Origin of the sequence: Curtobacterium sp. MCPF17_011 (genome assembly GCF_003234145.1) — a bacterium.
In the GTDB taxonomy this organism is placed as follows: domain Bacteria; phylum Actinomycetota; class Actinomycetes; order Actinomycetales; family Microbacteriaceae; genus Curtobacterium.
This window is the reverse complement of sequence record NZ_QKSK01000019.1, coordinates 12,280-31,984: the sequence shown is the minus strand read 5'-3', so window position 1 is coordinate 31,984 and position 19,705 is coordinate 12,280. Positions and strand designations below refer to the sequence as shown.

Genomic DNA, 19,705 nt, shown 5'->3' with positions numbered 1-19,705 from the left:
GGACAGGGTGAGGCGTCCGGGCGGGGGCGGGATGGGCCTCCCGGGCCGCTAGCATTGCCGGGTCCGCCCGCAACACCGAGCACCCAGCTCGGCGAACACAGGAGCTCCACGTGGCACAGCCCTCCCGTCTCGACAGCGTCATCGCCCTGGCCAAGCGCCGTGGGTTCGTCTTCCAGTCGGGGGAGATCTACGGCGGATCCCGCTCCGCATGGGACTACGGGCCCCTCGGTGTGGAGCTCAAGGAGAACATCAAGCGCCAGTGGTGGCAGCGGTTCGTCCGCGGCCGCGGTGACATGGTCGGCCTGGACTCCGCCGTCATCCTGCCCCGCAAGGTGTGGGAGGCCTCCGGGCACGTCGCGACCTTCACCGACCCGCTCGTCGAGTGCCTGCACTGCCACCACCGCTTCCGCGAGGACCACCTGCTCGAGGCGTTCGAGGCGAAGAAGGGCCGCGCGCCCGAGGGTGGCATGGCCGAGATCGCCTGCCCGAACTGCGGCACCCGCGGCGAGTGGACCGAGCCCCGCGAGTTCAGCGGCATGCTCAAGACCTACCTCGGGCCGGTCGAGTCGGAGGAGGGCCTGAACTTCCTGCGCCCCGAGACCGCCCAGGGCATCTTCGTCGACTTCGCGCAGGTGGTCACGACCAGCCGCATGAAGCCCCCGTTCGGCATCGGTCAGGTCGGCAAGGCGTTCCGCAACGAGATCACACCGGGCAACTTCATCTTCCGCACGCGTGAGTTCGAGCAGATGGAGATCGAGTACTTCGTCCCGCCGGCCTCGGCGCAGGAGCACTACGAGCAGTGGATCGCCGACGCCGTCGCGTTTTACACGGACCTCGGCATCGACCCGGAGAACCTCCGCCGCTTCGACGTGCCGGACGGTGAGCGGGCGCACTACTCCGACGCGACCGCCGACATCGAGTACCGCTTCGGGTTCGCCGGCACCGAGTGGGGCGAGCTCATGGGCGTCGCGAACCGCACCGACTTCGACCTGAAGAACCACATCGAGGCGTCGGGGCAGGACCTCCGCTACTTCGACCAGGCCGCGAACGAGAAGTACGTGCCGTACGTCATCGAGCCGTCCTTCGGCCTGACCCGTGCGCTCATGGCGTTCCTGCTCGACTCCTACCACGAGGACGAGGCCCCGAACGCGAAGGGCGGCGTCGACAAGCGCACCGTGCTGCGCCTCGACCCGCGCCTGGCGCCCGTGAAGGCCGCGGTCCTGCCGCTGTCCCGCAACGAGCAGCTGTCGCCGGTCGCCCGCGGCCTGGCCGACGACCTGCGCAAGACCTGGAACGTGGACTTCGACGACGCCGGCGCGATCGGCCGTCGCTACCGGCGCCACGACGAGATCGGTACGCCGTTCTGCATCACGGTCGACTTCGACACGCTCGAGGACAAGGCCGTCACGGTGCGCGAGCGCGACACGATGAGCCAGGAGCGCGTCGGCCTCGACCGGCTGCAGGGCTTCCTGGCCGAGCGGCTGCTCGGCGCGTAGCGGCGCGGTCACGGCCGCGCGCTGCCGGTCGGACTCGCCCAACAGGAACCGCCCCGCGCCACGGGATCCCGTGGCGCGGGGCGGTTTCCGTTGTGCCCAGCCGGACGACGCCGTGCCGCCGTGCCGGCGTAGCGCCGTGTCGGCGCCGGGAATGCGCGGCACCGGCGCGCGTTGGGCTCAGCATGGACGACTCCGTGAAGGTCGATGTCTGGTCGGACATCGCCTGCCCCTGGTGCTACATCGGCAAGCGCAAGTTCGAAGCGGGCGTGTCCGCGTTCGGCGGCCCGGTCGAGGTCGAGTACCACTCCTTCGAACTCAGCCCGGACACCCCCGTCGACTTCGAGGGCACCGAGGCCGAGTTCCTCTCGCAGCACAAGGGCCTGCCGGTGCAGCAGGCGCAGCAGATGATCGACCAGGTCGCCGGCATCGCCGCCCAGGTCGACCTGCACTACGACTACGACGCCCTCCGCCACACGAACACGGTCAAGGCGCACCAGGTCATCCACCTCGCCAAGCAGCACGGCAAGCAGCTCGAGATGGTCGAACGCCTCTTCGCCGCGTACTTCGAGCGGGGCGAGCACGTCGGGCAGGACGAATCGCTGGCGGACCTCGCCGCCGAGGTCGGCATCGACCGCGACGAGGTGCTCGCCACCCTCCGCGAGGACAGCCAACTCGCCGCGGTCCGCGCCGACCAGTCCCAGGCGCAGGCGTACGGCATCAACGGCGTGCCGTTCTTCGTCATCGACGGCAAGTACGGCGTCTCGGGCGCGCAGGACCCGGCCGCGTTCGAGCAGGTCCTCCGCCAGGTGGTCGCGCTCCGCGAGTCGACGCCGCAGGAGGTCGCCGAGGCGGCCCAGCGCGCGGACGACGACGCGGCAGCGGATGCCGGGGCGACCCGATGACGGGCGCGACGGGTCCTGCGGGGCGTGAGTCGGGCCTCCCGGCCGGCCTGGGCGCACGCGAGCCGGTACCGACGCGTCGCGAAGCGGCGGGGCGGCCGAGCTCGTGGGGAGAGGGACGCCCCGCCCTGCTGACGTTGGTCACGCCGGGGGCCGCGCCCGTCTGCGAGGGCGACTCGTGCTTCGTGCCGGGCGCCGAGGGGGACTGGTCCGAGGTCCCGGACTGACGGCGTCCGCCGTCACCGTCCGCGACGCAGCGCCTCGTTCGGCGTCTGCCGTCGCGGTACTCGACGCCGCGCCCCGTTCCGACGGGGCGCGACGTGCGTAGCGGGGCGCGACATGCGTAGCGGGGTGCGACATGCGTAGCGGCGGGCGATCGGTGCGACGTGCGCGGCGGGGCTCGACCGGTGCGACGTGCGCAGTGGGGCGCGACCCGCGCGCTGCGCGACGCCCGTCAGGGGCGGACGGGTTCCTCGTCGGTGATGTCGGCGACCGTCGCGCCGTACGCGGCGACGAGGGCATCGCCGTCGACGAAGGCGCTCGCGCCGTGCCGCCCGGCACCGAGGGCGATCCGTCGCCCGAGCACCCGCTCGTCGGCGAAGACGGGCAGGTCACCGGCCGCGCCGATCGGGGTGATGGTGCCGCGCTCGTAGCCGCTCGCCTCGAGGGCGGTCGCCGCATCGGGCATCGAGAGCTTGTTCACGCCGACGATCGTACGGAGCTTCTTCCACGCGATGCTCCGCCCGCCGGGGACGAGCGCCAGCAGGAAGCCACCGTCGTGCCGCTTCACGACCAGGGTCTTCACGATGTCGCCGGGATCGATGCCGAGCAGTGCCGCGGCGCCCTCCAGCGAGTCGGCGGCAGGACGCTCGACGACCTGCACGTCGAGGCCGCGGGCGGCGGCGTCGGAGTCGAAGCGGGTGACGGCATCCGGAACGGTCATGTGGAGAACGGTACCCGCGGGCGACGACGTGGGAGAATGGGAGTCGTATGACGATCACACAAGCAGCAGCAGCACCACTGCGCATCGGCCCGATCCAGGTCGATGCGCCCGTCGTGCTCGCCCCGATGGCCGGCATCACGAACATGGCGTACCGCCGCCTCTGCCGTGAGTACGGCGCCGGGTTGTACGTGTGCGAGATGATCACGTCCCGTGCCCTGGTCGAGCGGACGCCCGAGTCGATGCGGCTCATCCGGCACCACGAGTCCGAGACGCCGCGGTCGATCCAGCTGTACGGCGTGGAGCCGAACACCGTCGCCGAAGCCGCCACGATCCTCGTCGGTGAGGACCGCGCGGACCACATCGACCTGAACTTCGGCTGCCCGGTGCCGAAGGTCACGCGGAAGGGCGGCGGAGCGGCACTGCCGTGGAAGCTCGACCTGTTCCGCGACCTCGTCACGAAGACCGTCAAGGCCGCAGGCGACGTCCCGGTCACCGTGAAGATGCGCAAGGGCATCGACGGTGACCACCTGACCTACCTCGACGCCGCCCGCATCGCGCGCGACGCCGGTGTCGCGAGCGTCGCGCTGCATGCCCGCACCGCCAACGAGCACTACTCCGGGCAGGCCGACTGGTCGGCGATCGCGACCCTCAAGGAGACGATCACCGACATCCCGGTCCTCGGCAACGGGGACATCTGGTCCGCCGCCGACGCCCTGCGGATGGTCGACGAGACCGGCTGCGACGGCGTGGTCGTCGGTCGTGGGTGCCTCGGCCGCCCGTGGCTGTTCGGCGACCTCGCGGCGGCGTTCCGTGGCGAGGACCTCCGTGCGGCGCCGAGCCTCGGCGACGTCGCGGTCGCCTTCCGTCGGCACGCCGAACTGCTCGTCGAGTTCTTCGAGTCGGAAGAGCACGGTTGCCGGGACATCCGGAAGCACGTGGCCTGGTACTTCAAGGGCTACCCGATCGGTGGCGAGGTCCGCTCCGGCCTGGCGATGGCCTCCAGCCTGCAGGAGGTCGACGACCTGCTCGGCCAGCTCGACTGGGCCGCGCCCTACCCCGGCGCCGACGTCGAGGGCCCGCGTGGTCGTGCCGGTCACGCGAAGCGGACCGCACTGCCGGACCGCTGGCTCGAGAGCCGCGACGTCGACTCGGAGTTCCGCAAGGTCCTGGCCGCCGCCGAGATGCACCACAGCGGCGGATGAGCGCCACCTCGTCGTACGGTCCGGCCGACGCCGACCGTTGGTTCCCCGAGGAACACGGCAACCGGCGGAGCGACTTCGCCCGCGACCGTGCCCGCCTGCTGCACTCCAGTGCGCTGCGACGCCTGGCCGCGAAGACCCAGGTGCTCAGCCCGACGACGGGCTTGGACTTCGCCCGGAACCGCCTGACGCACTCGCTCGAGGTCGCCCAGGTCGGGCGCGAGCTCGCCGACAGCCTGGGGCTCGATCCGGACGTCGTCGACACGGCATGCCTGGCGCACGACATCGGCCACCCACCGTTCGGCCACAACGGCGAGACCGCGGTCAACGCCTGGGCCGTCGGCATCGGCGGGTTCGAGGGCAACGCGCAGACCCTCCGACTGCTCACCCGGCTCGAGCCGAAGGTCTACGGCGACGACGGACGCGCCTACGGACTGAACCTGACGCGCGCTTCCCTGGACGCCAGCTGCAAGTACCCGTGGCCGGCGTCCCAGGGCGTCGGCGAAGCATCGTCCGGGCGCACGAAGTTCGGCTTCTACGACGACGACCACGAGGCGTTCGCCTGGCTCCGTGCCGGCGCACCCCGCCGGCAGCGCTGCATCGAGGCCCAGGTGATGGACCTGTCCGACGACATCGCGTACTCGGTGCACGACTTCGAGGACGCCGTGGTCGCGGGCTTCATCGACGTCGCAGCGCTCGGGGACCGGGTCGGCGAGAACGACATCGTCACCGCCATGCACGCGTGGGTGGGCGACGACCTCAGCCGCGACGAACTGCTCGAGGCGTTCGACCGGCTGCGTGGGATGTCGCTCTGGATGACCGCCTACGACGGCTCCCGGCAGGACCAGGCCCGTCTCAAGAACCTGACCAGTCAGCTCATCGGGCGGTTCGCCCGCACCGCGACGACCGCCACGCGGCAGGCGTACGCCTCCGGGTCGCTCGTCCGGTTCGCGGCGAGCGTGGTCACCCCGCCGGAGATCATCGGCGAGATCGCCGTCCTCAAGGGCATCGTCGCGGCATTCGTGATGACGCAGGGGGACCGACAGCCCGTCTACGAGGACCAGCGGCGGATCCTGACCGAGCTGCTCGACGCGATAGCCGCGCGCGAGGACTCGGCGCTCGAGCCCGGGTTCGCCGCCGACTGGCGCGCCGCCGGGGACGACGCCGGGCGACTCCGGGCCGTCGTCGACCAGGTCGCCAGCCTCACGGACCAGGGTGCCCTGGCGTGGCACAAGCGCCTGGTCGTGGGGGAGCGCGAGCCCGTCCACATCGCGGTCTGAGCCGTCGCCGACCACCGCCGTCCACGCCGGTCGGTCGTCGTCGGCGCGCCGAACTAGAATCGTCGGGTGGCAGGGCTGATCGCGCGGAACGACATCGACGAGGTCCGCGCGCGCGTCGACATCGCCGACGTCGTGGGCGACTACGTCACGCTGAAGTCCGCCGGCGTCGGCTCGCTCAAGGGCCTGTGCCCCTTCCACGACGAGCGCACCCCGTCGTTCCACGTCCGCCCCCAGGTCGGCCGGTACCACTGCTTCGGCTGTGGCGAGGACGGCGACGTCTTCAGCTTCCTGATGTCCCAGGACCACACGACCTTCCAGGAGGCCGTCGAGCGGATGGCCGCGAAGATCGGCTTCACGCTCCACTACGAAGAGGGCGACGGCCCCCGCACCGACTACAACGCCCGTGCCCGGCTGATCGCGGCGAACGAGGCCGCGCTGGCGTTCTTCACCGCGCAGCTGACCACGGCTGCCGCCGAGCCGGCACGCCGGTTCCTCGGGGAGCGCGGCTTCGACCCGGCCGCGGCGCAGCACTTCGGCGTCGGCTTCGCCCCCAAGTCGTTCGACGCGCTCAAGGACCACCTCCGCGGCCTGCGGTTCAGCATCGACGAGATCGTCGCCGCGGGGCTCGTCAGCCAGGGCGACCGCTCCCCGTACGACCGGTTCCGCGGACGCCTGATGTGGCCGATCCGCGACGTCACCGGGGCGACGATCGGCTTCGGCGCCCGTCGCCTGCTCGAGGACGACAAGGGCCCGAAGTACCTCAACACGCCGGAGACCCCGATCTACCACAAGAGCCAGGTGCTCTACGGGCTCGACCTGGCCCGCAAGGAGATCGCGAAGGGCAAGCAGGTCGTCATCGTCGAGGGCTACACCGACGTCATGGCGTGCCACCTCGCCGGCATCACCACCGCGGTCGCCACCTGTGGCACGTCGTTCGGCGTCGACCACATCAAGGTCCTCCGCCCGATGCTCGGCGACTCCGCCGGACAGCACGTCTCGCAGCTCGGGCAGATCGTGTTCACGTTCGACCCGGACGAGGCGGGGCAGCGCGCGGCCTCCCGCGCGTTCGCCGAGGAGCAGCGTTTCGCCTCGCAGACGTACGTCGCGGTCGCCCCGGGCGGGCTCGACCCGTGCGACCTCCGACTGGCCCGCGGGGACGACGCGATCCGCCGCCTGGTGGAGAACCGCCGCCCGATGTTCGAGTTCATGATCCGCCGCCGGCTCGACGGCCACGACCTGGACACGGTCGAGGGCCGGGTCGGCGGGCTCCGCGAGTGCGCACCCGTCATCGCGGACATCCGCGACCGGGCACTGGCCGACGGCTACATCCGGAACACCGCAGGGTGGCTCGGGATGGACATCGAGGACGTCCGCCGTGCGGTCGCCGCGGTCCGTCGTCGTCCGGCAGACGGCGCGCAGGGCTCTCGTGCGGGAGGCGCGTCCGGCGCCGGGCAGACCGGGTCCGGACACAACGGCGATGGTCCGGTCGTGCCCGAGGAACCGCAGGCGAGCATCCGGTCGCTGCCGGACGACCCGATCGCGCGGATGGAGCGCGACGCGGTGATGGCGATGGTGCAGCAGCCGCAGTCCGTCGGCGTCCCACTGCTCGCGCTGGCGGCGTCGGCGACGTTCTCGGCGCGCATGCTCTCGGTCGTCCGTGACGCCGTCATCGCGAACATCGACGCGGTGGGGGACCGGGCGTGGCTCGACAAGCTGCTCGGCGACGTACCGGCCCCGTTCCGATCACTCGTGCAGGAGCTCGCACTCGCACCGATCCCGGCCCGCTCGGACGAGGACCTGGCGATCTACTGCCGAGGCATCGTGGTCGCCCTGGTGGAACGCGACCTGCTCGCGCGGAAGGCATCGCTGCTCGGACAACTGCAGCGCACCGACCCGTCCGACCAGGAGCGTCGGGCAGATGTGCAGCGCCAGCTGATGGACCTCGACGCCCAGCGGATGCGGCTCCGCGCGGACACTCCCGGCGCCTGAGCGCGCCACGGCACCGCACCCTGCCGAGGAGCGTCGGGTGCGCTCGGGACGCCCGCGATCCCCGCGGAACCGAGGAGTTGCCCCACGCAACAGTCGACGTCGGGGCGCAAGGAAGCTGCGCGCCGCGCCGGACACACCGCCTCCGATCATGCGCTCGCAGGCGCGATCCTGCGTTACAGCGGTGTAAACAATCGGTCTCCGGTGCCTCCTGATGTCTGGCATGGTGTGACCATTGAACGTCCCTGCGACCGGACACAGCCCGTTCCACTCGGTCCCAGGACTCCTGCAACCACATCAGAGAGGCAATCGGACATGGCATCCGTTTCCACATGGGGCAAGCGCACCCTCGCACTCGGCGCCGGCGCCGCGGCGACCGCGCTCGTCCTCACCGGCTGCGCAGGCGGCACCAGCGGTGGCTCCGGCGACCTCGACGGCCTGATCATCGGCACGACCGACAAGATCACGTCGCTCGACCCGGCCGGCTCGTACGACAACGGCTCGTTCGCCGTGCAGAACCAGGTGTTCCCGTTCCTCATGAACACCCCGACGGGCAGCCCGGACGTCGAGCCGGACATCGCCACGAAGGCGGAGTTCACCGACCCGACCACGTACGAGGTCACCCTGAAGAAGGGTCTCGAGTTCGCGAACGGCAACAAGCTCACCTCGAGCGACGTCAAGTTCTCGTTCGAGCGTGACCTGAAGATCAAGAACGACAACGGCCCGTGGTCGCTGCTCGCGAACCTCAAGAGCATCGACACGCCGGACGCCACGACGGTCGTCTTCCACCTCGACCACGCCGACCAGACCTGGCCGCAGGTGCTCTCCAGCCCCGCCGGTCCGATCGTCGACGAGGACGTGTTCTCGGCGACGAAGCTCACCAGCGCGGACGACATCGTCAAGGGCAACGCCTTCGCCGGCCAGTACAAGATCACCTCCTACAAGGAGAACGACCTGATCGCGTACGAGGCGAACGACAAGTACGACGGTGTCCTCGACAAGGCGAAGACCAAGGACGTCACCGCCCAGTACTTCACCAAGGAGACCGACCTGAAGCTCGCGGTCCAGAAGGGCGACGTCGACGTGGCGTACCGCTCCCTGACCCCGACCGACATCTCGTCGCTCCGCAAGGACTCGAAGCTGCAGGTCATCGACGGCCCCGGCGGCGAGATCCGCTACGTGGTCTTCAACTTCAAGACGCAGCCCTTCGGCACCGGCCAGAGCGACGCCGACGACGCGAAGGCCCTGGCCGTGCGCCAGGCCGTCGCGGACGTCGTCGACCGTGACGAGCTCGCCAAGGAGGTCTACAACGACACCTACACGCCCGTCTACTCGATGGTGCCGGACGGTCTGACCGGTGCCGCGACGCCGTTCAAGTCGCTCTACGGTGACGGCAACGGTGCGCCGGACGTCGACAAGGCCAAGAAGACGCTGGCCGACGCCGGTGTCTCGGGCAAGATCGAGCTCGACATCCAGTACTCGCCGGACCACTACGGCTCGGCCTCGGACGACGAGTACGCCACGCTGAAGACCCAGCTCGAGGACTCCGGCCTGTTCACCGTGAACATCCAGTCGACGGTCTACACGACCTACGCCGTGGAGCGCACGAAGGACGCCTACCCGCTGTACCAGCTCGGTTGGTTCCCGGACTTCTCGGACGCCGACAACTACCTCTCGCCGTTCTTCACGAAGGACAACTTCGTGCAGAACCACTACGACGACCCGACCATCCAGGGTCTGATCGCCGACGAGCAGGAAGAGTCGGACGCCGACAAGCGTGCCGCGATCATCGAGAAGGCCCAGCAGCGTGAGGCCGAGCAGATCTCGACCCTCCCGCTCCTGCAGGGCAAGTCGGTCGCCGTGGCCGGCAAGGACGTCAAGGGTGTCACCCTCGACGCGTCCTTCAAGTTCCGCTACGGGACCATCACCAAGTAACCAGACGGACGGAAGGGGGCGCTCCCACGAGGGGCGCCCCCTCTCGGCGTCATGCGAAAGGCACAGACCCCGTGACCCTCACGAACCCCGAGGCGATCGAGACCGAGCCCACGAAACCCCAGGCACAGCGACGTGCCAAGGGACAGGGCGGCGGACTCGGCCGGTACATCCTCATCCGCTTCCTCCTGATCTTCCCGACCGTGTTCATCCTGGTGACACTGGTCTTCTTCCTGATGCGTGTCGTCGGGAACCCGATCACCGCCTCGGTCGGCGGGCGGCTCACGCCCACGCAGCTGCAGGAACGCCTGCACGCCGCCGGTTACGACCGCCCGGTGATCGTCCAGTACATCGAGTACCTCGGCCAGATCGTCCGCGGTGACTTCGGCTCGTCCGTCACCGACAACCGCCCGGTGACCGAGATCATCCTGCAGTACGGCGGCGCCACGGCGGAGCTGGTGTTCTACGCCCTCATCGTCGCCCTGGTGCTCGGCATCCCGCTCGGCATGCTCGCCGCCTACCTGCGCGACAAGTGGCCCGACGTGCTGCTCCGTGCCCTCGCGATCCTGACGTACGCCACGCCGGTGTTCTTCGGCGGCTTGCTGCTCAAGCTCGTCTTCTCGGTCTGGCTCGGGTGGTTGCCGCTCGGCGACCGGGCCTCGACCCGGGTGCAACTCATCCTGGACCGGATCGAGAACCCCACCGGGGTGTTCCTCATCGACGCGATCCGCACCGGCAACGGCCAGATCATCAGCGACGTCCTGCAGCACGCGGTCCTGCCGGCGCTGACGCTCGGCCTGCTGACCGCCGGCATCTTCCTCCGACTGGTGCGGGCGAACATGATCGGCTCCCTCGGGTCCGAGTACGTCGACGCCGCCCGCTCCCGGGGTGTGCGCGAGTCACGGCTCGTCCGGACGCACGCGTTCCGTCCGGCGCTCGTGCCGATCATCACCGTGATGGGGCTGCAGATCGCCATGCTGCTCGGCGGCTCGGTGCTCACCGAGACCACCTTCGGCTGGCGGGGGCTCGGGTTCGAGCTCAACCAGTACCTGTCCGCCCGTGACTTCGTCGCCGTGCAGGGCATCGTCGCGATGCTGGCGGTGATCGTCGCCGTCACGAACTTCGTCGTCGACGTCGTCGCGGCGCTCATCGACCCGAGAGTGAGGTTCTGACGATGTCCGACATCACCCTCGTCGACCGCCACGAGCCGCTGTGGAAGCGGCTCCCCGTCGTCGTCCAGCTCCGTCGGAGCACCGGGTGGCAACGCGCCATGCTCATCGTCGGCGTGGTCATCTGCGCCCTCTACCTGCTCGTCGCGGTCTTCGCCCCGCTCATCGCGCCGTACGGCTTCGGTGACCAGCAGGGTGCCGACGGCGTGAACTTCCCCCGCACCGGCGCCCCGAGCGCCGAGCACATCTGGGGCACCACCGTCGGCGGCCTCGACGTGTTCAGTCGCGTCATCTACGGCGCGCGCACCGCGGTGCTCGTCGTCATCGTCGCGGTGGTGGTCTCCATCGCGATCGGCGTCGTCCTCGGCATGGTCTCCGGGTACATCGGCGGCTGGCTCGACCGCGTGCTCGTGGTCGTCGCCGACGCGATCTACGCGTTCCCGTCGCTGCTGCTCGCCATCGTCGTCTCGATCGTGGTCTCCGGCGGAAACTCGAACTACTGGGGTGGCATCACGGCGGCGGCGATCTCGATCACCGTCGTCTACATCCCGCAGTACTTCCGGGTGGTCCGTGCCGAGGCCGTGCGCCTGAAGAACGACGCCTTCGTCGAGTCCGCCCGGGTCATCGGCACGAACCCGTGGCGCATCATGACGCGGCACGTGCTCCGGAACTCGACCCGGTCGCTGCCGCTGATCCTCACCCTGAACGCAAGTGACGCGGTGCTGACCCTGGCCGGCCTCGGCTTCCTCGGGTTCGGCATCGGCCCGACCCAGGGTGCCGAGTGGGGCTACGACCTCAGCCGTGCACTGTCCGACGTCGCGAGCGGCGTCTGGTGGACCGGCGTGTTCCCCGGTGTCGCCATCGTGCTGCTCGTCCTCGGTGTGACGTTCATCGGTGAGAGCCTCAACGACATCTCCGATCCCCGCCTGCGCGCACGCCGGCGGTTGAAGCAGCTGGTCTCCACGCGCGACAAGGCGACCAACGCGGAAGGGGCAGCAGCATGAGCAACGCATCCACGGGCCTCCAGCCCGACACCGGCCGCACCGCGGCCGACCCGGTCGTCGTCGTCGACGACCTCACCGTCACCTTCGCGACCGACGGCGGCGCCGTGGACGCGGTCAAGGGCGTCAGCATCGACGTCCGACCCGGCGAGGTCCTCGCGCTGGTCGGCGAGTCCGGCTCGGGCAAGTCGGTCACGGCGCGGAGCATGCTCCGGTTGATGCCCGAGACCGCGACGCTCGGTGGTGCGGTCCTGCTCGACGGCACCGACGTCGTCGCGGTGGGTTCTCAGAAGCTGCGTGAGTTGCGCGGCACCGCCGGCGCGATGGTCTTCCAGGAACCGTCCACGGCGCTCAACCCGGTGTTCACGGTCGGGTGGCAGATCGCCGAGGGGCTGCGCGCACACGGCGGTGTCTCCAAGAAGGAGGCCCGCGCGAAGGCGATCGACTACCTGCGCCGTGTCGGCATCCCCGACCCGGAGACGCGCGTCGACCACTACCCGCACCAGTTCTCCGGCGGACAGAAGCAGCGCGTCGTCATCGCCAGCGCGCTCGCCCTCGAGCCCAGCGTGATCATCGCCGACGAGCCGACCACCGCCCTCGACGTGACGGTGCAGGCCGAGATCCTCGACCTGCTCCGCCGCTGCCGCGACGAGTTCGGCGCGGCGATCGTCATCATCACGCACAACATGGGCGTGGTCGCCGACCTGGCCGACCGCGTCGCCGTGATGTACCAGGGCGAGGTCGTCGAGGAGGCCCCCGTGGAGCAGCTCTTCGCCGCCCCGCAGGCCGATTACACGAAGCGCCTGCTGGCTGCCGTCCCCCGGCTCGAGGCATCGACCGGCGTGGCCCGTCGTGCCCTCATCACCGAGGACGTCGAGCCGGTCGTGTCCGCGAAGGGGCTCGAGATCGAGTACCCGGGGCGGCTCGGCTCACCCGCCTTCCGCGCGGTCAAGGGCGTCGACCTGGTGATCCGGCCTGGTGAGGTCCTCGGCCTGGTGGGGGAGTCCGGCTCGGGCAAGACCACCATCGGTCGCGCCATCGCCGGCCTGACGAAGATCACCGGCGGCTCGCTCAACGTCCTGGGCACCGAGATGCTCGGGTACAAGGAGCGTGACTTCAAGCGGCTGCGGAAGGACATCGGGTTCGTCTTCCAGGACCCGGCGACCTCCTTCAACCCGCTGCTGACGATCGCCGAGTGCGTCGCCGAGCCGCTCGTCGTGCACGGGGTCGCCTCGTCGCCGCGTGCCGCGCGCAAACAGGTGGACGAGCTGATGGAGGCCGTGCAGCTGCCCGCCGCGTACGGCGACCGGTACCCGCACGAGCTCTCCGGCGGACAGCGGCAGCGTGCCTCGCTCGCGCGGTCGCTGGCGCTCCGGCCGAAGCTGCTCATCGCCGACGAGCCGACGAGTGCGCTCGACGTGTCGGTCCAGGCGCGCGTGCTGGAGCTGTTCCTCGAGCTCCAGCAGGACTTCGGCTTCGCGTCGCTGTTCATCAGCCACGACCTCGCCGTCGTCGGTGCACTGTCCGACCGGATCGCCGTGCTGTACCGCGGTGACCTGGTCGAGACCGGCACCACGGCCGAGGTGCTCGGCGCCCCGCAGCACCCGTACACGCGGCGGCTGCTCGCCTCGCTGCCGGTGCCGGACCCGACGGAGCAGGCCGAGCGACGGCGTACGCTGGAGCGACTGGAGCAGGCCGGGGCCTGACCGACGGTGACACACCGTCGGGTGCACCCCGACCAGCCAGGAGGCCCGGCCACGTCCGCGACGCACGTCGCGCGGACGAATGGTCCGGGCCTCCCGTCCGGTGTGGACCGCGGCAGGGCGCACGCGGCAGGAGAAGGGGTTCCATGACCGGGGAGAACGGTCCGGCCGTCGTCGCGGACGACGTCAGCATCGAGTACCGGGGCGGGCCGGTGAAGAACCCGATGCGCGCGGTGGACGGCGTGAGCCTGACGCTCGGGTGGGGTGAGATCCTCGCGGTGCTCGGCGAGTCCGGCTCGGGGAAGTCCACCTTCGCCGCCGCCGTCGCCGGGCAGCTCGGCACGCACGGCGAGGGCGAGGGCGCGCACCGTCGTCGGATCGTCGGCGGGGAGCTCAGTGTGCTCGGTCAGCCGACACGTCGGCTCCGGCAGTCCTCGCGGCGCTACACGCGCTTGACCGGGCAGATCGGCTACCTGCCGCAGGACGGCGCGGACCGGCTGCGGCCGGACCTGCTCGTCGGCGAGGCGATCGCGGAACCGATCTACGCCCGCGACCGCCGGTTCGACCGGAAGGAGGCCGGCCTCATCGTCGCCCGCCTGGTCGACGCCGTCCACCTGCCGCTCGGCGTGCTCCGGCTCAACACGTGGGAGCTGTCCAGCGGGCAGCGCCAGCGCGTCGCCCTGGCCCGTGCGCTCGTCCTCGAGCCGGAGCTGCTCGTCGCGGACGAACCCGCCCGCGGCGTCGACGTGCTCGTCCGCCAGTCCGTCCTGGAGGCCCTGGCCGGTCTCCAGCGGCGCCGCCAGTTCTCGGCGATCGTCGTCTCGAGCGACCTCCGTGAAGCACGGGCGCTGGCGGACCGGGTCGCGGTCATGAGCGCGGGACGACTCGTCGGGCTCGGTCCCTTCGACGAGGTCCTCGACAACCCGTTGGACCCGTACGTCAGGACACTCGCGGCGACGGCGTCGCGACCGGTGAAACGCAAGCCGGCCACGGCCGGACGCGGAGGAGTGCGGCAGGCATGAGCGGTGCGACAGGCATGAGCGGTGCGACAGGCATGAGCGGTGCGACAGGCATGAGTGGTGTGACAGACATGAGCGGTGCGGCAGGCGCGGGCGAGCAGCAGCAGGCACGGGGTCACCGGGCGGTGGTGACCGACGCCGGGCGACCGTTGCCCGTCGGCACCCCGACGCCCGGGTCGGTGACGATCCTGCCGACGTCGACCGCACTGCACGAGGACGCCGTGCGCCGCGCCGGTGGCTCCCTGACCGACCTGGGCGACGACACCCGCGGCATCGTGTGGCTCGACGCCGGCGATCCGGACGGGCTGCAGGCCGCCTTGACGACCACGCCCGGGGTGACCTGGGTGCAGCTGCCGTTCGCGGGCGTCGACGCGTTCGCGCACCTGATCGCCGAGCACGGCGACCGCGTGCTCTTCACCTCGGCCAAGGGCGCTTACGCGGAACCGGTCGCCGAGCACGCGCTGGCCCTGACCCTCGCGACGCTCCGCGTGCTGCAGAAGCGCGCCCGGACCACCACCTGGTCGCGGGAGCCCGAGGGCATGTCGCTGTACGGGCGGCACGTGGTGCTCATCGGCGCGGGCGGGATCGCGCTCGAGTACCTGCGGCTCGTGGCACCGTTCGACGTCCGCGTGACCGTCGTCCGCCGGTCGCCGGAGGCGGTGCCCGGCGCAGCGCGGACCGTCACCACCGACCAGCTCGACTCGGTCCTGCCGGACGCCGACGTGGTCGTGGTCGCGGCGGCGATGACCTCGGACACGTCGAAGCTGCTCGGCGCGCACCAGTTCGCGATCATGCCCGACCACGCTCGTCTGGTGAACATCGCGCGCGGGGGACTCGTCGACACCGACGCTCTCGTGGACGCGCTGCGCTCCGGGGCGATCACCGCGGCCGGACTCGACGTGACCGACCCGGAGCCGCTGCCGGACGGACACCCGCTCTGGAGCGAGCCGGGCGCGCTCATCACGCCGCACCAGGCTGACACACCGGAGATGGTCGCACCGCTCCTGGCCGAGCGGGTCGGCACGAACGTGCGGGCGTTCCTCGGCGGTGACGGCACGGGGTTCGTGGGGGTCGTGGACCCGGCCGCGGGGTACTGATCCGCCGGTCCCGGACGCCACGCCCGGGATGCACAGCCGATGTCCCGGTGCCACTCGGGGGTCTGCTACAGTTTCACCTGCTGTTCAAGCGGACAGTGATCCTCGATAGCTCAATTGGCAGAGCAGCCGGCTGTTAACCGGCAGGTTGTTGGTTCGAGTCCAACTCGGGGAGCGACAGGCCCTCACCCTCCGGGGTGGGGGCCTTTTCGTTCCCCTGGTGCCCCAGTGCCCGGTGCCCGGTGCCCGGAGCGCTGATGCTCGGTGCTCGTGTTGCCGCAGGTCCGGCGCTCCATGTCTGCGGTTCCCGGGCGTCGTGGTGCGCTTCCACAGGCAAGGTGCCGGCGGAACCTGTTAACGTCCACAGGTGCTCCTCCGACCTCGACGCTCCGCGACGCTCATCGCCGTGCTCGCGCTCGGAGTCGCTGCCACCGCGCTCACCGGGTGCTCGTCGACCGAGACCGTGGCGCGCGCCGAAGCAGCGAGCGGGTCGGCGGCAGCAGCCACCACGGCGCCGTCAGGGTCCTCCGCTCCGACCGGCACCTCGCCGATCGTCTTCGCGTTCACCTGCACCGTCGGTGACGGTCCGGAGGTCCAGACCTACACGACCTCGTCCGCTGTGTGGCAGGACCGGCGCACCTCGTGCACGGCCGCCCCGATCACGGGCACCGTCCCGTCGGCACAGCAGCAGTCCGCACTCGACGCCGCTCGCGGGGACGCCACGCTCGAGGAACTCGCCGCGGGCTGCGCGGTCAGCGGGACCGGGCCGTGGCGCTCGGCGGTCGAGACCGTCGAGCAGGAACACCTGGCCGCCGGACTCGAGCGGTACTGCCCGGGACATCCGGACATGGCACGACTCCGGGACGCACTGGACGCGCACCGCGGCTGACGCTGCTGCGGTCAGCCCTCGGGGTGGTCGCGCCCCGGCAGCCACGACTGTCCCGGTCCACCCCAGCTGGCCTTGCGGATCGCCTTCTGCACCTGCTTGGCGTACGGGTGGACCAGTCGGTCGGCGTACAGGACGCCGTCGAGGTGGTCGTACTCGTGCTGGAACACGCGGGCGAGCCACCCGTGCGCCTCGATCTCGAACGGTTCGCCGTGCTCGTCGACGGCCCGCAGCAGCGCGGACCCGGAACGGCGGAGGGGGAACCGTTCTCCGGGCACGGACAGGCACCCCTCGGACTCGTCGTCCTCGTCGAGCTCCTCGATTGCCTCCGGCACCGGGGGAGTGGTCCACAGCACCGGGTTGATCGCGACGCCCCGCCAGAGCACGTCGTCGTCGTCGGTCCACGAGTAGACGAACAACCGCTGGCCGACCCCGACCTGCGGTCCGGCGAGCCCGACGCCCGGCGCCAGGTCCATCGTCTCGAACATGTCGGCCACGAGAGTGCGCAGGTCGTCGTCGAAGACGAGAACCTCGGTCGCGGGGGTGTGCAGGACGGGTTCACCGGTGATCCGGATCGGGAGGACGGCCATGCAACCAGGGTATCTGCGCGCGTCGGATAGCCTCGACCCGTGACACCGGACCTGCCGATCCCCGACGTGGTGCAGAACCTGACCCCGTTCCAGGCGCTCATGATCCCCGTCGCCCTCGTCGGCGCCGTGTTCCTGTCGCTCGGCGCGCAGTTCCAGAGCCGCGGGGTGCAGCGGGTGGAGGCGCGTCTCGGGCAGCAGTCGAAGGGGCTGTCGGTCCGCCACGTCCTCGCGCTCCTCGGCAGCGGCAACTGGGTGCTCGGCACGCTGATGCTCGGTGCTGCGATCGTGCTCCAGCTCGTGAGCATCACCTACGCGCCGCTCATCGTCGTGCAGCCCCTCGGTGCCGTGGCCCTCGTGGTCACGACGTGGTTCTCGTCGCGGAGCTCCGGCGTCCCGCTCGGCACCCGGGCTCGGCGTGCCGTGTGGACGTGCATCGGTGGCGTCGGGTTGTTCGTGCTCATCGCCGCGCTCTACGGCCGCGAGAGCCCGATCGGCCGCGGGCAGCTCATCACGGTGCTGGTGGTCCTGGCGGTCGTCCTGACGCTCGTGGTGATCTCGTTCCGCCTGGTCGCCAAGCGTCGCAACGCGCTGTACTACATCATCGGCGCGGGCATCCTCTACGGCTTCGTCGCCACCCTGGCGAAAGTCACGCTGAACCGCATCGTCAACGGCACCTTCGACTGGGTCACCGCCTTCGCCATCGTCGGGGTCGTCGTCGCCTCGGCCGTCGGCGCGTACTTCGTGCAGAACGCCTACTCGAGCGGCTCGGCCGACCTCGTCATCGCAGGCCTGACGGTCGTCGATCCGATCGTCGCCGTCGGGATCGGTGTCATCGTCCTGGACGAGGCCGCCGGCGCTCCCGTCGGTGCAGGGATCGGCTTCCTCGTCGCCGGTGCGATCGCGATCACCGGGGTGTTCCTCCTGGCGAAGCACCACCCCGACTCGCGACCGTGACGACGGACGGGAGGCGCGCCTCCCGTCCGTCTCCCTGCCCGCGTCCGCCGCTCGGTGCCGTACCGGGGGATGACGCGGGTCCGCCGCGCGGCTGAGGCGGGCGGCCAGAGGGGTGCGGTAGCGTTCCGAACCGACCAGACCGGCGTGCGACGACCACGCGCGCCGGCGTTCGCGACGAGAGGACGACCCCCGCCGTGTCAGCAGACGCCACGACCGAGACGACCGACACCACGGCCGCCACCGGAGGGCGACGGCCGCTGCGGGTGCTCATCGCCGCCGACACCTTCGCGCCCGACGTGAACGGTGCCGCGACCTTCACCGAGGAGCTCGCCCTCGGCCTCGCCGCACGTGGGCACGAGGTGCACGTCATCGCCCCGTCCTGGAACCGGTGGCACGCCGGGTCGTTCGACGAGGAGTACCGGGGCGTGACGCTCACGGTGCACCGCCTCGCCTCGTACCGGTGGCCCGCCCACGAGTGGTACCGCTTCGCGTGGCCCTGGACGGTCCGCAAGCACACCGCGCCGATCATCGCGGCGCTGCAGCCCGACGTCGTGCACATCCAGTCCCACATCGTCGTCGGCCGCGGTGTCGCCCGCGAGGCGCACGACCGGGGGATCCGGATCATCGGCACGAACCACTTCATGCCGGAGAACCTGCTCGAGTACACGCCGTTCGGCAAGCGCACGACGCCGCTCGCGCTGAAGATCGCCTGGGCGGACGCGGCGAAGACCTACCGGCTGGCCGAAGCGATCACCACGCCGACCGAGCTCGCCGCCGACTACCTGCGTGACGCCATCGCCGGGCAGCCGGTCCTCGCGATCTCGTGCGGGATCGACGCCTCCCGCTACACGCCGGGGACCGGACGACCCGCGGGCAACGACATCGTCTTCGTCGGCCGGGTCGCGCCGGAGAAGAACCTCGACGTCATGGTCCGGGCACTCCCGCTGCTGCCCGCCTCGCTCGACGCCCGCTTCACCATCGTCGGCGACGGCGACATGATCCCGAAGCTGACCGCCCTCGCGAAGGAGCTCGGGGTCGAGGACCGGGTCCGGTTCCTCGGGTTCGTGTCCGACGAGGTGAAGCTCCGGACGCTGACCGAGGGCTCCGTCTTCGTGATGCCGTCCACCGCGGAACTGCAGAGCATCTCGTCGCTCGAGGCGATGGCCTCCGGGCTGCCCGTCGTGGCGGCGGACGCCATGGCGCTGCCGCACCTGATCGACGGCAACGGGTACCTGTTCACCCCGGGCGACGAGCACGACCTCGCGGCGAAGCTCACCTCGGTGCTGACCGCGTCGGACGCCGAGTACCAGGACATGCGGCAGCGCAGCCTGACCATGATCGAGGCACACGACATCAACCGCACGCTCTCGACGTTCGAGGCGCTGTATCGTGGGGAGCCGGTGGCCTCGGCCCCCGAGGGGCGGTAGCCAAGCTGGTCAAGGCAGTCGGCTCATAACCGAACGATTCGCGGGTTCAAGTCCCGCCCGCCCTACGTGCACCTGCCGTCCAAGAAGCGCCCTCCCGAAGACACGAGTCACGCGCCCACCCCGAACG

General features: G+C 70.7%; 16 protein-coding genes and 2 tRNA genes. 16 read left to right on the top strand and 2 right to left on the bottom strand.

Going from position 1 to position 19,705, the window contains the following annotated elements; genetic code table 11:
* Nucleotides 1–110 precede the first annotated feature (110 nt).
* Together DEJ25_RS16095 and DEJ25_RS16090 are read left to right on the top strand one after the other, a co-directional pair.
* Complete coding sequence (locus DEJ25_RS16095; protein ID WP_111045312.1) at nt 111–1,496, top strand: glycine--tRNA ligase; 1,386 nt, start codon at nt 111–113, stop codon at nt 1,494–1,496.
* A gap of 182 nt (nt 1,497–1,678) precedes the next feature.
* Nucleotides 1,679–2,398, top strand: coding sequence for a DsbA family protein (locus DEJ25_RS16090; protein ID WP_111045311.1), 720 nt, complete (start codon nt 1,679–1,681; stop codon nt 2,396–2,398).
* 451 nt (nt 2,399–2,849) lie between these two features.
* Here the strand turns inward: DEJ25_RS16090 and DEJ25_RS16085 are convergent, their stop codons facing one another.
* The gene (locus tag DEJ25_RS16085; RefSeq protein ID WP_111045310.1) at nt 2,850–3,338 is read right to left on the bottom strand and encodes an aminoacyl-tRNA deacylase; all 489 of its coding nucleotides are present in this window, start codon (nt 3,336–3,338) and stop codon (nt 2,850–2,852) included.
* A 47-nt stretch (nt 3,339–3,385) separates the two neighbouring features.
* On the opposite strand from DEJ25_RS16085, the gene dusB reads away from it, so the two are divergent.
* The 11 genes from dusB to DEJ25_RS16030 all read left to right on the top strand — a co-directional run bounded on the left by dusB (nt 3,386) and on the right by DEJ25_RS16030 (nt 16,610).
* Nucleotides 3,386–4,540, top strand: a complete 1,155-nt coding sequence (gene dusB / locus DEJ25_RS16080) for a tRNA dihydrouridine synthase DusB (RefSeq protein WP_111045309.1) — start codon at nt 3,386–3,388, stop codon at nt 4,538–4,540.
* Complete coding sequence (locus tag DEJ25_RS16075; protein ID WP_110903160.1) at nt 4,537–5,817, top strand: deoxyguanosinetriphosphate triphosphohydrolase; 1,281 nt, start codon at nt 4,537–4,539, stop codon at nt 5,815–5,817. Before dusB ends, DEJ25_RS16075 begins: the two co-directional genes overlap by 4 nt.
* Before the next feature lie 66 nt (nt 5,818–5,883).
* Nucleotides 5,884–7,806: a DNA primase gene (dnaG, locus tag DEJ25_RS16070; RefSeq protein WP_111045308.1), complete on the top strand. Its 1,923-nt coding sequence runs from the start codon at nt 5,884–5,886 to the stop codon at nt 7,804–7,806.
* 312 nt (nt 7,807–8,118) lie between these two features.
* Entirely contained in the window at nt 8,119–9,738 is a 1,620-nt protein-coding gene (locus DEJ25_RS16065) for an ABC transporter substrate-binding protein (protein WP_110903162.1), read from the top strand.
* 71 nt (nt 9,739–9,809) lie between these two features.
* A complete protein-coding gene (locus DEJ25_RS16060) occupies nt 9,810–10,907 on the top strand; it encodes an ABC transporter permease (RefSeq protein WP_110903163.1) in 1,098 nt (365 codons plus the stop codon).
* Nucleotides 10,908–10,909: 2 nt separating this feature from the next.
* On the top strand, nt 10,910–11,908 hold the full coding sequence (locus DEJ25_RS16055) for an ABC transporter permease (protein WP_110903164.1): 999 nt from the start codon (nt 10,910–10,912) through the stop codon (nt 11,906–11,908).
* On the top strand, nt 11,905–13,611 hold the full coding sequence (locus DEJ25_RS16050; RefSeq protein WP_110903165.1) for an ABC transporter ATP-binding protein: 1,707 nt from the start codon (nt 11,905–11,907) through the stop codon (nt 13,609–13,611). Before DEJ25_RS16055 ends, DEJ25_RS16050 begins: the two co-directional genes overlap by 4 nt.
* Before the next feature lie 143 nt (nt 13,612–13,754).
* Complete coding sequence (locus DEJ25_RS16045) at nt 13,755–14,630, top strand: ATP-binding cassette domain-containing protein (RefSeq protein ID WP_110903166.1); 876 nt, start codon at nt 13,755–13,757, stop codon at nt 14,628–14,630.
* Nucleotides 14,631–14,698: 68 nt separating this feature from the next.
* Nucleotides 14,699–15,724: a D-isomer specific 2-hydroxyacid dehydrogenase family protein gene (locus DEJ25_RS16040; RefSeq protein WP_110903167.1), complete on the top strand. Its 1,026-nt coding sequence runs from the start codon at nt 14,699–14,701 to the stop codon at nt 15,722–15,724.
* Nucleotides 15,725–15,823: 99 nt separating this feature from the next.
* Nucleotides 15,824–15,896: transfer RNA gene (locus DEJ25_RS16035), tRNA-Asn, on the top strand.
* Nucleotides 15,897–16,088: 192 nt separating this feature from the next.
* Nucleotides 16,089–16,610, top strand: coding sequence for a hypothetical protein (locus tag DEJ25_RS16030; RefSeq protein WP_111045307.1), 522 nt, complete (start codon nt 16,089–16,091; stop codon nt 16,608–16,610).
* Between the two features lie 11 nt (nt 16,611–16,621).
* Here DEJ25_RS16030 and def read toward each other — a convergent pair whose 3' ends face one another.
* Nucleotides 16,622–17,197, bottom strand: a complete 576-nt coding sequence (def, locus tag DEJ25_RS16025; RefSeq protein ID WP_111045306.1) for a peptide deformylase — start codon at nt 17,195–17,197, stop codon at nt 16,622–16,624.
* 39 nt (nt 17,198–17,236) lie between these two features.
* Between def and DEJ25_RS16020 the strand changes: the two genes are divergently transcribed.
* The 3 genes from DEJ25_RS16020 (at nt 17,237) to DEJ25_RS16010 (ending at nt 19,643) form a co-directional block, all read left to right on the top strand.
* On the top strand, nt 17,237–18,151 hold the full coding sequence (locus tag DEJ25_RS16020) for a DMT family transporter (protein ID WP_181421525.1): 915 nt from the start codon (nt 17,237–17,239) through the stop codon (nt 18,149–18,151).
* 194 nt (nt 18,152–18,345) lie between these two features.
* On the top strand, nt 18,346–19,578 hold the full coding sequence (locus tag DEJ25_RS16015; protein WP_111045305.1) for a glycosyltransferase: 1,233 nt from the start codon (nt 18,346–18,348) through the stop codon (nt 19,576–19,578).
* Nucleotides 19,569–19,643, top strand: a tRNA-Ile gene (locus tag DEJ25_RS16010). Before DEJ25_RS16015 ends, DEJ25_RS16010 begins: the two co-directional genes overlap by 10 nt.
* The last annotated feature ends 62 nt before the right edge of the window (nt 19,644–19,705 follow it).

Bases quoted from the DNA above. Each gene is read 5' to 3' on its own strand.
- DEJ25_RS16090 (WP_111045311.1), top strand. From the start codon at position 1,679: ATGGACGACTCCGTGAAGGTCGATGTCTGGTCGGACATCGCCTGCCCC.
- DEJ25_RS16085 (WP_111045310.1), bottom strand. From the start codon at position 3,338: ATGACCGTTCCGGATGCCGTCACCCGCTTCGACTCCGACGCCGCCGCC.
- dusB (WP_111045309.1), top strand. From the start codon at position 3,386: ATGACGATCACACAAGCAGCAGCAGCACCACTGCGCATCGGCCCGATC.
- DEJ25_RS16075 (WP_110903160.1), top strand. From the start codon at position 4,537: ATGAGCGCCACCTCGTCGTACGGTCCGGCCGACGCCGACCGTTGGTTC.
- DEJ25_RS16065 (WP_110903162.1), top strand. From the start codon at position 8,119: ATGGCATCCGTTTCCACATGGGGCAAGCGCACCCTCGCACTCGGCGCC.
- DEJ25_RS16055 (WP_110903164.1), top strand. From the start codon at position 10,910: ATGTCCGACATCACCCTCGTCGACCGCCACGAGCCGCTGTGGAAGCGG.
- DEJ25_RS16050 (WP_110903165.1), top strand. From the start codon at position 11,905: ATGAGCAACGCATCCACGGGCCTCCAGCCCGACACCGGCCGCACCGCG.
- DEJ25_RS16045 (WP_110903166.1), top strand. From the start codon at position 13,755: ATGACCGGGGAGAACGGTCCGGCCGTCGTCGCGGACGACGTCAGCATC.
- DEJ25_RS16040 (WP_110903167.1), top strand. From the start codon at position 14,699: ATGAGCGGTGCGGCAGGCGCGGGCGAGCAGCAGCAGGCACGGGGTCAC.
- def (WP_111045306.1), bottom strand. From the start codon at position 17,197: ATGGCCGTCCTCCCGATCCGGATCACCGGTGAACCCGTCCTGCACACC.